This window comes from Streptomyces sp. NPDC058758 (assembly GCF_042746075.1).
Lineage (GTDB): Bacteria > Actinomycetota > Actinomycetes > Streptomycetales > Streptomycetaceae > Streptomyces.
Genome location: NZ_JBHYPS010000016.1, coordinates 141,753 through 154,404 on the forward strand (window position 1 = coordinate 141,753; position 12,652 = coordinate 154,404).

Genomic DNA, 12,652 nt, shown 5'->3' on the forward strand with positions numbered 1-12,652 from the left:
CTCTTCCGGGCTCTCGGGTCAGCGCGCCTGGCAGGCTTCGCGGAGGGCGTTCAGGTGGCGCAGCCCGTCCAGGACGGTCTTGGTGCCGATGCCGAAGTCGATCAGGCACGCGAGCTCGTCCACGCCGGCCCCGCGCAGCCGCTCGACCGTCGCCGTCGCGTCCTCCACCGTCCCGAACAGGCCCCGCCGCTCGAAGTAGGCGTCGAAGGAGCGGGCGACGAGGAAGTCGAGGTCCTCGTCCTCCAGGGCGTCGGGGTCGAAGTCCGGGTCGGAGGCGCCGAAGGAGCCGGCGACGAGCCGGACCGAACTCCTGAGGTAGGCGCACAGCGGCTCCTCGACGGTGGCGCGCACCTCGTCCCGGTCGGTGCCGAGGAAGGTGTGCAGCATCAGGACGACGTGCCCCTCCCAGCCGTCGTGGGCCTCCCGCGCGGTCCGCCGGTAGGCGGCGATCTTCGCGGCGAGCTCGTCGGCGTCCTGGTGCAGCAGGTGGGTGAGCACCCCGGCCCGTGCCACCGCGGCGGTGCGGAAGGTGTCCTCGTCGCCCGCGCTCGTCACCCAGAGCGGCAGCTCCCGCTGCACCGGCGGCGGGAAGACCCGGACGGCCGCGGGGGCGCCGTGGCCGTCCACCACCTGGTGCGCCTCCCCCCGCCACAGCCCCCGGAGCTGCTCGATGCCGGCGGCCAGCGCCCGCTTGCGGTCCTCGTACGGCACCCGGCTCAGCGCGAAGTCCACCGGGTGCCAGCCGGAGGCGAGGGAGATCCCGACCCGCCCGCCGGAGAGGTTGTCCACCACCGACCACTCCTCGGCGATCCGCAGTGGATGGTGGAGGGGGGCGACGACGCTCCCGGCGCGGAGGGCGACGGTGTTCGTGATCATCGCGAGGGCGGCGCCCACCACGGACGGGTTCGGGTAGAGCCCGCCGAAGGGGTGGAAGTGCCGTTCGGGCGTCCACACGGCGCGGAAGCCGTGCCGGTCGGCGAAGCGGGCGCCCTCCAGCAGCAGCTCGTACCGTCCGGCGTCCCCGGCCGGTGTGCTGTCGTCGGCGAAGTAGAACAGGCTGAAGTCCATCGGAATCCTTCGGTGACCCTCGGCGTACGTGATCCGGTCGGTGGCGCGGCCCCGCGCGGCCGTCAGTCGGGGCGGGGCATCCTCCGCAGCGCCGCCCGCGCCGTGCGGGCCCCCGCGAGCCGGGCGGCGAGACCGGCGGGCGTGGGCGCGTCGAAGACCGTCCCGACCTGGAGCTCCACCCCCAGCTCGGCGCGGACCCGGCTCACCAGCCGGGTGGCCAGCAGCGAATGACCGCCGAGCGCGAAGAAGCTGTCGTCGATCCCGACCGCGTACGCGCCCTGCGCCGCGCCCGCCGACTCCGCGCCGGCCGTCCCCGTGTCCGCCGACTCCGGGTCCGGTGCGGGGGCGAGCCCGAGGACCTCCGCGTACATCCGGCACAGCGCCGCCTCCCGCGGGGTCCGCGGCGGCCGTCCGGCGGCGGGCCGGGGCCCGTGGGGCGCCGGCAGGGCGGCCCGGTCGAGCTTGCCGTGCGGGGTGAGCGGGAACGCGTCGAGGACGACGATCGCGGACGGGACCAGGGGGGAGGGCAGGTGCGCGGCCGCCCACGCGGCGACGGACGGGACCAGCGCGGCGTCGTCGGCCCCCGCGAAGGGCACGTTGACGCGGCGCCCGGGGTCCACCGCCGGACCGGCCCCGCCGTCCGGGGGGAAGGCCCCTTCGTTCCACGAGAGTTCGGCGTCGACGTGGTCGGGCCCCGCCTTCGCGGACCAGCGCAGCGCGACCCGGTGGCCCAGGCGCTCGCCGAGGCGGGCGAGCTCCTCCGGGTCCGGGCCGGAGCCCGGCGTCCCGCCCGCCGCCCGCAGGTCACCGGCGAGGCGCCCGTTCGGCACGCCGGTGACCCGGACGGGCACGCCCCGCCGCGCGGGGTCCCGCAGGGCGGCGGCGAGGTCGTCGAGCGTGCGCACGTCCGTGCCCCACCGCAGCTCCGCCACCGCGCCGGGGCGGTGCGCCGCCGCACCGGCCCCGGCGCGGCGCAGGACGACGTCGTAGCGGTACCGGGTGAGCTCGTTGGAGTGGGCGCCCCGCTTCAACCGCACGTCGCAGCTCGCGAAGAGCGGCTCCGCGCCCCCGGCCGCGCTCGTCAGCGATCGGAAGTACTCCGGGTCCACCAGGAGTTCCGGCTCCGTGGCGAGGCCGCGCGCCACGGCCCGCCGGTGCTCCGCGCTGCCGGGGGCGGCGTCCGGGAAGCGGGCCGCCGCGACCGCCCCGTGGAAGGCCTCCGCGAGCCCCAGGTGCCGGACGTCGCCGACGAAGACCGAGCCGCCGGGCGCCAGGGCGGCCGCCGCGAGCCGGAGCACCCGCGCGAGATAGCGCTCGCCGGGGAAGTACTGGACGACGGAGTTGAGGACGACCACGTCGAAGTACCCGCGCGGGACGCCCTCGTGGTCGTCGGCCGCCCGGCTGTCCAGCACGACCCGCCCGGCCAGCTCCGGACGCCCCTCCACCTGCCGGCGCAGCCGCCCGATCACCCGGGGCGCGTGGTCGAGCCCCCAGTAGGCCTCCGCGTCCGGGGCGAGCCGCGACAGCAGCAGCCCGCTGCCCACGCCCAGTTCGAGGATCCGGCGGGGGCGCAGGGCGCGGACGCTCCGCACCGTCTCGTCGCGCCACTCCCGCAGCTGCTCCCGTGGCAGCGGGCTGCCGTCGTAGCCGCTGGTCCACCCGCCGAAGTCCTCCCCGAACGCCGCCGGACCGTCATCGCCCGCCTCCGGGCCGGCCGGCACCGCGTCGTGGACGCGTCGCCACGCCGCCACCCGCTCCGCGTCGCCGTGACCGCCGGCGGCCGCGGGGTCGCGCCGGACGTAGGCGACGAGCCTGCGGTCCCCGTCCCGTTCCTCGCGCACGGTCACCGCGGCGGCGGCCACGTGCGGGTGGGCGGCGAGCAGCGCCTCGACCTCGCCCGGCTCGATCCGGTGCCCCCGCACCTTCACCTGGTCGTCCGAGCGGCCGGCGAACTCCAGTTCTCCCGAAGGGGTGCGGCGGGCCAGGTCGCCCGTACGGTACATCCGCGACCCGGCCGGCCCGTACGGGTCCGCGACGAAGCGCCCCGCCGTCAGCCCGGGCCGGTCGAGGTAGCCGCGCGCGAGACCCGCCCCCGCGACGTACAACTCGCCCACCGCGCCGTCGGGCACCGGCCGCAGCGCACCGTCGAGCAGGCGCAGGGAGGCGCCGCCGACCGCCCCGCCGATCGGCGGCGTGCCGGGCCCCTCGGGGAGGGGGCCGCTCATGGTGGCGCAGACCGTGGTCTCCGTCGGCCCGTACGCGTTGATCAGCGTCCGGCCGGGAGCCCACCGCCGCACCTGCTCCGCGTCCAGGGCCTCCCCGGCCGCGACCAGCACGCGCACGTGCGGGAGGGCGTCGGACGGCAGGGCGCGCAGCACCGACGGCGGCAGCGTCGCGTGGGTGATCCGCCGCTCGTCGGCGAGCCGGCGCAGACCGGGACCGGGGAGCAGCTCGCGGGCGGGCGCCAGGACGAGCGCGGCGCCGGCGGTCAGCGCCATCGCCAGCTCCCAGAAGAACGCGTCGAAACCGGGCGAGGCGAACTGCAGGACCCTGCTGCCGGCGTCCACCGCGAGGGTGTCGCGCTGGTGGGCGGCGAGACGGGCGAAGCCGGAACGGGTGACCACCACGCCCTTGGGCAGGCCGGTCGACCCGGAGGTGTAGACGACGTACGCGGGCAGCGCGCCCAGCGCGCGCCGGGCACCGGCCGGCGGCCCGGACGCGGGGGCGCACCGCAGCGCGGCGCGGGTCTCCGGCCCGTCCAGGTCGATCCGGGAGGCCGCCGGGGCCCCGGGGGAGGCCGGGGGGAGGGCCGTCCCGGCGCGCGCGAGCAGCAGGGCCGGGGCCGCGTCGCAGAGGAGGTGGGCGATGCGCGGCGCCGGATAGCCGGGGTCCACCGGCAGGTGCGCGGCCCCCGCCTTCATCACCGCGAGGACCGCGACGACCAGCTCCACCGAGCGGTCGAGCGCCGAGGCGACGACCGTCTCCGGCCCGGCGCCCCGCGCGACCAGCAGATGGGCCAGCCTGTTGGCGCGGGCGTCGAGTTCCGCGTACGACACCGTCTCCTCCCCGAAGACGACGGCGGTCGCGTCCGGCGCGCTCGCGGCCCGCTCCTCGAAGAGGTCGATCGCGTTGGTGACCACGGGCAGCTCCTTGCGCGGGAGGGAGGGAGACCGGTGCGGGCGACGGGGACGACGGACGGGCCGGGCGCGGCGGACGGCGTCCCGGGGCCGCGCCGTCGGGAGCGCGGTGAATTCACGGGCCCCGGAATGGGCCGGACGCATTCTCGGACGGATCGATCATCCGGGCCGACCCTTCCACGGGGCATGGTGCGCTGGCAATGGGCGGGGCCGAGCGTAAACGGCACCCGTGAGAAATGGCCACCCTGGTTTCCAGGACGATGAACTTGTACGATCCAGCCCGAACTCACGGCCACCCCCTCCTCGGTGCGCCGGAAATCCGTCGGTTATCGAAGTCCGGAGGCCCGCGCTGGAATCCCCCGCGCCCACCACCGACCAGGCCGCGAAGGACCGGGGCCGGCGCCCCCACCGGAACTTCCGGCTGCTGCTCGTCGGCGAGACCACCAGCAAGCTGGGCACCAGCGTCACGTCCGTCCTGCTGCCGCTCGTGGCCGTCACCGCCCTCCACGCCTCACCGTTCGTGATGGGCGTGCTCACCGCCGCGTCCTGGCTGCCGTGGCTGGTCCTGGGCCTGCCCGCCGGAGCGTGGGTCGACCGCCTCCCGGTGCGCCGGGTCATGCTGGTCTGCAACGCCGTCTCCGGAGCGGTGTTCCTGAGCGTCCCGGCCGCCTGGTGGCTGGACACCCTGACGATCCAGCACCTCCTCGGGGCGGCCCTCCTCTCCGGCGCCGCCTCCGTCTTCTTCTCCACCGCCTACTCGGCCTACCTGCCCCAACTGGTCGCCACGGACCAGCTGATGCGGCGCAACGCGCAGCTCCAGGCCGGCGACCAGGCGGCCAGGGTGGCCGGACCCGGCCTCGGCGGTCTGATCGCCCAGGCCCTGGGCAGCGTGCCGGGTCTGCTGCTCGACGCCGCTTCCTTCCTGGTGTCCTCGCTCTGCCTCCTGGCCGTCCGACCCGACGCCCCGCGCCCCGACCCGGCGCCCCGGCGGCCGCTGGGCCGCGAGATCGCCGAAGGGGTGCGCTTCGTCCTCGGCGACCGGCTGGTCCGGGCCGTCACCGCCTTCGGCGCGGCGGTCAACCTGGCGGTGGCCGGACTGCAGGCCGTCCAGATCGTCTTCCTCGTCCGCACGGTCGGCGTCGGTTCCGACACGCTCGGCTGGCTCGTCTCCTGCGGCGGCCTCGGCGGGGTGCTCGGCGGCCTCGCCGCCGGCCGGCTCGCCGAGCGCCTGGGCTCGGCCCGCACCCTGCTGGTCGTCCAGTTCGCCACCTCGCCCTTCGGGCTGCTCGTCGCCCTCACCGCCCCCGGCCCCCGGCTGGCGTTCTTCGTCCTCGGCACGCTCGTGCTCTTCGCGGGCGTCGTGGCCTGCAACGTCGTCATCGTCAGCTTCCGGCAGGCGTACTGTCCGCCCGAGATGCGCGGCCGCGTCACCGCGACCACCCTCTTCCTCAACTTCGGCACCATCCCGGTCGGCGCCCTCCTGGGCGGCTCCCTCGCCTCCCTCTTCGGCGCCCGGGCCGCGATGTGCGCCGTCACGGCCGCCCTGGTGGCCGCCGGCGGATTCCTTCTCGCGGCCCCCCTGCGCACCCGCCGCGACCTTCCGGGCGCACCCGCCGCCGACGGCTGAGAATTTCGGCCAGAGGAACCGAAGGCCGAATTGAGACTTTCGGCTTTCGGTGAAAGGGGGGGAGGTGCCGAATGCGTTCCGGGAATCCCGCGGTGAATCGGGAGTTCCGGAAGGATCCTCTTTCGGACATATTTCCGGGGCCGGGATCGGGGTCGGGACTGGGGCCGGGACGGGTGAAGGGCCGCTCCCCGGTCTCCCGGGGGAACGGCCCCTCGCTCTTCAGGCGTGCCGGAGGGCCGTCACGGGGTGACACACACCACGGATCCGACCGGATGGTCGTTTCCGGTCGAGGTCGCGGTGAACCCGAAGGTGACGCTGCCGTCCGCCGGGACGGTCCGGTTGTAGTCGACGTTCCGGACGGTGAGCGTGCCGTCGGTCCCGGTGGTGAGGGCCCCGTTCCAGAGGCTGGCGATCCGGGTGCCGGTGCCGGGCGTCCACCGCACGGCCCAGCCGTCGCGGGCCGTCGTGGCGTGGTTCATCACCTCGACGGAGCCCTGGAAGCCACCGCTCCAGGCGTTGACGACGGTGTAGACGGCCATGCAGCCGGTGTGCGGGTCGGTCGGGGTGGGCGTGGGGGTGGAGCCGGTGGGGGTGGGCGTGGGCTCCGTAGCGGTGGGCGTGGGCGTAGGGGTGGTGGGGGTGGGCGTGGGGGTGCCGCCCGTGCCGCGGATGCCCGTCACCTCGCCGTTGCCGCCGTCGAAGACGATGTCGGAGCAGGAGAAGAAGTTCTCCTGGCTGTCCGAGCGGACCCACTGGATGAAGAGGACCGCGTCACCCGAGCGGCCCGAGGGCAGGCTCAGATCCCAGTAGTAGTGCCCGCCGTCCGTGCCGGGGGAGCCCGTCTGCGGCGGGTCGGTGACGGTCTGGATCAACTCCAGTTCGTCCCAGCCGAGTTCGGTGGCGGGGGAGTAGCCGGGCTTGGAGAGGTAGACCCGGAAGGAGCCCGGGTGGGCGGCCCAGTTGCTGTGCTTGACCCGGATCGTCCGCCCGGAGGTCAGGTGGGTGCGCGGCCAGTCGGAGCGGGCGGCGTTGTAGCCGGTGAAGTCGTACGGCGAGCGGTCGCCGGCGCTGCACAGCGTGCCGTCCGGCACGTAGCCGGCGCCGCGTCCGCCGGCCTGGGAGTCGAGCACGGCGAACCAGTTGTACAGCGAGTTGGGTCCGCTCTCGTCGAGCGCCGCCCGGCACGCCGGGTTGGTCGGGTCCAGGCTTCCGGTGCCGGTCTTCGCGTCCAGCCAGCAGAGGTACGTGCGCGATCCGGGCGTCATGGTGACGCCGTGCGCCTGCGCGCTGCCCTGGCCCAGCAGGGTCAGGCCGATCCCGGCGAGCAGGGTGGCGAGCGCCGCCGCCAGGGAGGCGAGCCGCTTCTTGCGTCCAGCCATCGTGTCTCCTGTGCGTGTGTGGGGTGGGTGGGTCCGTTCGGTGTGCTCCTCTTGCGCTGTTCGTCGGAGGGGGAGTGGTGCGTCGTGCGCCCCGGTTCGGACGCGGGAGGTGCCATCGAGTCGAATGGGAGCGCTCCCACAGTCTGCCGTCGGGCGGAACTGTAAGAGCTGAAGGTGTACCTGACAACCCGTCGGGAGCGGATCCGGCGGCCCGGGCCGGATCCGCCCCGCACCGCCGGGCTCAGTGCTCGCAGAGGGAGAACTCCCGCTCGTACAGCTGCTCGTTGTGCTCGGCGACGAAGAACGTGCGCTCCCGCATCAGCTCCTCGCGGAAGCCCCGTGCCTCTTCGAGCGTCATGGTCGAGGTCGCGGCCCACGGCTGCTGCGGCGGCACGTCGGAGGTCGACACGATCGGCCGCGAGGGGTCGACGAGGAAGAACGCGAGGATCTTGCGGTGGCCCGGGCGGGTGGGGTCCGCCAGACGGAACGGGGCGACGCGGTGCTGGAGGACGTTCGGGAACGCCAGGCAGCGGCCGGCCGGGGTCGGCACCGACCCGAGCACCTGGTTCAGCGCGTCCTCGTCCTCCAGGCCGTAGACCTCGCGCACCCCGTCGTGGTCGCTCTGCTCGTACTCCGGGTCGTCCAGCGCCGCGCGGAAGCCGAGCCGGCTCTCGGTGGTGTTCTCGCCGTCCCAGTAGTAGATGCCCGTCGAGACGATCCGCTCGTTCAGCATCCCCTCCACGTGCCAGGACCCGCCGGCGTACTCGGGGTCGTCCGGGGTGAGGTGGATCGTGGCGAGCTTGACGACGACCTGGAGGCGCCGCCCGCGCAGGTCGACCCGGTCGGACGCGGCGAGGGGCTCGGGCGCGGCGAAGACCGGCGCGTCCGGGACGACCGGGCGGCGGTTCTCCCACCAGTCGTCCCGGGCCCGGTCCCACGCGCGGAGCGCCTCCCGGTACGCCTCGTCGTCGCCGAAGGAGGACCTGTCCGGGCGCACGGGACCGGAGCCGTACCACCCGTAGGGGTCGGCCTCGATGCGCGGCGGACGCGGGTGGCGCAGGTCGGTGAGCACGTTCTCCCAGAGCGGGCGGAAGCGCGCGAACAACTCCGGCAGGACGGCGGCCAGTTCGCGGTGCCGCTCGGGATGGACGTTGTTGACGTACGAGAGGAAGACGGCCCGGCCGTCTTCATCGACCTCGACGTCGGTCGGCAGCCACTGGAACCGCTCCGAGAACTCGTGCTTCGCGTAGTGGTCCGTCGGGTTCCGCCAGGCCCGCTCGGGCGCCCCGCTCACCCCGTTCACCAGGCAAAACAGCGAAGGGTGCACCAGGTCCAGCACCTGGCCGCCGGAGCCGGGGTGCCAGTCCCGCTCCGCTTCGGGCACCTCCTCCAGCACCCGGACCGCCTCGCGCAGCCGGGACCCGAGCGCCTCGTCGACCAGGGTGTCCGACTGCCAGACCCCGTCGACACCGGACACCTCGACGCCCGTCCGCGTGTCCCGCAGGGCGGCGTAGTGCGCGAGCTCGTCCAGCACGTGGCGCACCTGCGCCCCGGTGAGGCCCTGCTCGACCGCTTCCCGCGTCCACCGGGCGACGACCTCCGCGTCGTTCCTCTTGTCGCGCCACCCCTCCTTCTCCCGGATGTGCGCGCTCAGTCGCGTCATCTGCAGCTCACGGAGCGTCCGGGGCGGCGTGAACGGCAGGGAACGGGTGGTGCGGAAAGGCAGCGGGAAAGCGGGCGGGACGGTCAACGGTCGGGTTCCTTCGGCTCGGTGGGGAGTGCGGCCGGAAGGATACGCGAGGGCTCCGACACCCTTCTGTCACCCTCCGACGCCCCCCCGCCGCGCTCCGACGCCCCCCGCCGCGCTCCGACGCCCCCCGCCGCGGTCCGGCGGCCCCCACGATGAGCGGGCGCGCCCCGGCCCCGTCGCGGAGGGGAGTCCGGCAGGTCTTCCGCGGCGTCGCGTCCGGGTGGGGCACACTGGCGGTGTGCGCATCGTGATGATGACGGCGGGCTCCCGGGGTGACGTCGCGCCGTACACGGGTCTGGGCGCCGGTCTCGTGCGGGCCGGACACGACGTGACGCTGGCGGCGCACGGTGTCTTCGAGCCGCTGGTGGCGGGGTCCGGGGTGCGGTTCCACCCGCTGCCCGTGGACCCCCGCGCCGAGCTGCACTCCGCGCGGGGCCGCCGGCTGCACGACGCGAGGACCGGCGCGGGCAAGCTCGTCCGGCTGGCGTCCATGGCCCGCGGCGCGGCCGACGAGATGACGGAGGCCCTGGCGGACGCCGCGCGGGAGGGTGAAGTCCTGCTGGTCGGCGGGGCGCTGGGCCCGCTCGGCTACGCCCTTGCCGAGGGGCTGTCGGTGCCCGCCCTGGGACTGCACCTCCAGCCCCTGCACCCCACCGGGGAGTTCCCCGCCCCCGTCCTGGGGACGCGCTCCCTGGGCCGGGCCGGCAACCGGCTCAGCGGACGGGCCGTCATGGCGACGGTGGACCTGCTCTTCTCCGACGCCGTACGGTCCCTCCGGCGCCACGGGATCGCGGTGCCGGACCGGTCCCGGCGACGGCGGCCGCGGCCCGTCCTGCACGGGTACAGCGAACTCGTCGTCCCCCGCCCCCGGGACTGGCCCGCCGGGCTGGAGGTGGCCGGATACTGGTGGCCGCACGAGACCGGAGGACTTCCCCCGGAGGTCGAGGAATTCCTCGCCGCCGGGCCCCCGCCGGTCTTCGTCGGCCTGGGCAGCGCCACCGTGCCCGACCCCGAACGGCTCGGCCGCGAGATCGTCACCGCGCTGCGCGCGGCGAACGTGCGCGGCATCGTCCAGCGCGGCTGGGCGGGCCTGGCCGCCCGCGGCGACGACATCCTGACCGTCGGCGAGGTGCCCCACTCCCTGCTCTTCCCCCGCACGGCCGCCGTCGTCCACCACGCGGGCGCGGGCACGACCGCCGCCGTCCTGCGGGCCGGAGTGCCCACCGTCCCGGTGCCGGTCCAGTTCGACGCGGCGTTCTGGGCCTCCCGGCTGACCGCGCTGGGCACGGCGCCCGCGGCCGTGCCGCTGCGCCGCCTCACCGCTAGCTCCCTCGCCGAAGCCCTCCGCCGGGCCACGCGGGACGACTCCCACCGCACCCGGGCCCGCGCCCTGGCCGACCGCCTGGTCCGGGAGGATGGCGTCGCCCCGGTCCTCGCCGCCCTCACCCGCCTCCCCGGCTGAGCCCCGACGCCGCGGCGCGGGCACCCCGCCGCGCCCCGCTCATCCCACCGGCCTGCGCCCCCGCCCTCACGGCCCGCCGCGCCCTTCGGCGACGCGCGAGAACCGATTCCCCTCTCCGCTCGTCCTGTTCCAGGGTGCCGAACCGGTCGATCGGGACGGGCGAGGGCCGGGGGAAGGCGGAGAACGAGGCCTGCCCGGTGGACGTCCCGCCCGGTGGACGTCCCGCCCGGCGGGCGCGGCGGCAGGGTGAGCCCGTTCCACGGCGGGCAAGCTGCGTGGTTTCCGGAAGGCGTTCGACGGTGCCGGTAGTCTGCGGGGGCTGGACTCCCCCTCGCGTGCCGGGCAACGGCATGAGTGGAATGAGTTCATGGCTGCAGTGATCGCGATGTTGGAAGAACTCCGGGCCCTCGCCCCGCTGACCGCCGAGGGCGCGGCGGCGCGGTTCGCGGCCCGGGAGTGGACGCCCGGCGGCAAGCTCCGCGACGGCGTGGAGACCTCCTGGGACAAGGACGGCGTCGGGGCCTGGATCCGGACCTTCAGCAGCGGGACGGTCACCGTCTCGTTCACCGTCTGGATCCGCGACGTCGACGAGTCGGGCTACTTCGACGACCTGGAGGCCGTCTACGAGGAGGGGGAGCGGGCCCTGGCCGCCTTCCTCCCCGAGATCGAGGACTCCCCCCTCGCCGGCCACCTCGCCGAGGCCGGGCGGACGGCGGAGGACGAGGACGAGTTCATCGCGCTGAGGAAGTGGACCCTCGACGGCCGGACCCTGACCGCCGGCGTGGTCCAGCCCGACACCGACCTCCCGGTGAGGGTCGTGGTGGCCCTGGAGGCCGCCCCCGCCTGAGCGGCGCTCGCCACGGCCAGCCTGCCGGTGGGCACGGAGCCGAGCGAGGTGGCGGCGGCCACTAGGTGTATTGATCACGAGCGTTGTTGACACTGGTCTGGTCTTGATCATGGCGAAGACCTCCGGTGTGGTGGGAGCTGTCTAGGAACTCACCGCACGGAGGTCTTCGTGTCCCTCCGTAATGCCCGGCTGACCGTCTTCGGTAGGAGACTGCTGGTCGAACGTGTCTGCTCAGGCCGTCCGGTCGCCCATGTGGCCGCGGAAATGGGCATCTCCCGGGCCACGGCTCACAAGGGGATCCGCCGGTGGCGGGCCGAGGGCGACGCGGGCCCGCACGACCGGTCGAGCCGGCCACGCACCACCCCGCGCCGGACCGCGGCCGCGGTCGAGGGCCGCGTCTGCGAGCTGCGGCAAACCCGCAAACCCGGCCCGGCCCGGATCGGCCCGATCCTGGGCCTGCCCGCCTCGACGGTCCACCGGATCCTGACCCGCCACCGGCTCAGCCGGCTGGCCTGGATCGACCGCCCGACCGGCACGGTGATCCGCCGCTACGAACGAGACCGGCCCGGCGAACTCCTCCATGTCGACGTGAAGAAGCTCGGCCGGATCCCCGACGGCGGCGGTCGCAAAGTCCTGGGCCGCCAGGCCGGCCGGGTCACCCGCAGCAGCGTGGGTTTCGACTACGTGCACTCCGCCGTCGACGATCACAGCCGGCTGGCCTACAGCGAGATCCACCCGGACGAGAAGGTCGCGACCTGCGCGGGCTTCCTGGCCCAGGGCATCACCCGCATCGAACGGGTCCTGACCGACAACGCCTGGGCCTACCGCAAGGGCCTGGCCTGGAAGAACGTCCTGGCCGGCCTCGGCGCGACCGGCAAACTCACACGTGCCTACCGGCCACAGACCGACGGCAAGGTCGAACGCTTCAACCGCACCCTGCTCGACGAGTGGGCCTACCTGCGGCCCTGCACCTCGAACACCGAGCGGACAGCGGCCCTGGCAGACTTCCTCCACACCTACCACCACCGCTGCCACACCGCACTCGACGGACACCCACCCATCACCCGCGTCAACAACCCTGCGGGTTAATACACCTAAAGGGTGTTGCAGAAGGTCCGCTTCGGGCAGGCCGGAGGGGTGTTTGACCTGTCGGTTCACCCGGTGTGGGCGAGGTTGTGCATGGTGGCGACGGCCTGGACGGCATGGTGAAGTCCGTCGCCTCGCTGTCGGCAGTCGCGCAGGATCTTCCAGTTCTTCATCCGGGCAAAGGTGTGCTCGACACGGGCTCGCACCCTTCGGTGCTCGGCGTTGTCCTCCTCCTGCCCGCGCAGGAGGGGGCGGCCGGCTCTCTTGCGGTGCGGAACGACCAGACCGGTGCCGAG

Annotated in this window: 9 protein-coding genes; 4 read left to right on the plus strand and 5 right to left on the minus strand. The window is 74.8% G+C overall.

Annotated features, from left to right (window positions below; genetic code table 11):
* Positions 1–18 precede the first annotated feature (18 nt).
* Positions 19–1,068, minus strand: coding sequence for a MupA/Atu3671 family FMN-dependent luciferase-like monooxygenase (locus ACFW6A_RS20745; RefSeq protein WP_351845628.1), 1,050 nt, complete (start codon positions 1,066–1,068; stop codon positions 19–21).
* 62 nt (positions 1,069–1,130) lie between these two features.
* Positions 1,131–4,208: an amino acid adenylation domain-containing protein gene (locus ACFW6A_RS20750; protein WP_386641842.1), complete on the minus strand. Its 3,078-nt coding sequence runs from the start codon at positions 4,206–4,208 to the stop codon at positions 1,131–1,133.
* Positions 4,209–4,554: 346 nt separating this feature from the next.
* Between ACFW6A_RS20750 and ACFW6A_RS20755 the strand changes: the two genes are divergently transcribed.
* Positions 4,555–5,832, plus strand: coding sequence for an MFS transporter (locus ACFW6A_RS20755; protein WP_386641858.1), 1,278 nt, complete (start codon positions 4,555–4,557; stop codon positions 5,830–5,832).
* A gap of 239 nt (positions 5,833–6,071) precedes the next feature.
* Here ACFW6A_RS20755 and ACFW6A_RS20760 read toward each other — a convergent pair whose 3' ends face one another.
* Together ACFW6A_RS20760 and ACFW6A_RS20765 are read right to left on the minus strand one after the other, a co-directional pair.
* On the minus strand, positions 6,072–7,211 hold the full coding sequence (locus tag ACFW6A_RS20760) for a lytic polysaccharide monooxygenase (protein WP_386641845.1): 1,140 nt from the start codon (positions 7,209–7,211) through the stop codon (positions 6,072–6,074).
* A gap of 241 nt (positions 7,212–7,452) precedes the next feature.
* Complete coding sequence (locus ACFW6A_RS20765; protein WP_386641848.1) at positions 7,453–8,961, minus strand: DUF4246 domain-containing protein; 1,509 nt, start codon at positions 8,959–8,961, stop codon at positions 7,453–7,455.
* 253 nt (positions 8,962–9,214) lie between these two features.
* Here ACFW6A_RS20765 and ACFW6A_RS20770 point away from each other — a divergent pair, with 253 nt between their 5' ends.
* The 3 genes from ACFW6A_RS20770 (at position 9,215) to ACFW6A_RS20780 (ending at position 12,359) form a co-directional block, all read left to right on the plus strand.
* A complete protein-coding gene (locus ACFW6A_RS20770; RefSeq protein ID WP_351845698.1) occupies positions 9,215–10,423 on the plus strand; it encodes a glycosyltransferase in 1,209 nt (402 codons plus the stop codon).
* A gap of 367 nt (positions 10,424–10,790) precedes the next feature.
* Positions 10,791–11,270, plus strand: coding sequence for a hypothetical protein (locus ACFW6A_RS20775; protein WP_351845620.1), 480 nt, complete (start codon positions 10,791–10,793; stop codon positions 11,268–11,270).
* A gap of 168 nt (positions 11,271–11,438) precedes the next feature.
* Complete coding sequence (locus tag ACFW6A_RS20780) at positions 11,439–12,359, plus strand: IS481 family transposase (RefSeq protein ID WP_351845618.1); 921 nt, start codon at positions 11,439–11,441, stop codon at positions 12,357–12,359.
* Between the two features lie 65 nt (positions 12,360–12,424).
* Here the strand turns inward: ACFW6A_RS20780 and ACFW6A_RS20785 are convergent.
* Positions 12,425–12,652, minus strand: a 228-nt coding sequence (locus tag ACFW6A_RS20785; protein ID WP_386641851.1) for a transposase family protein, incomplete at its 5' end; no start/stop codon positions are given.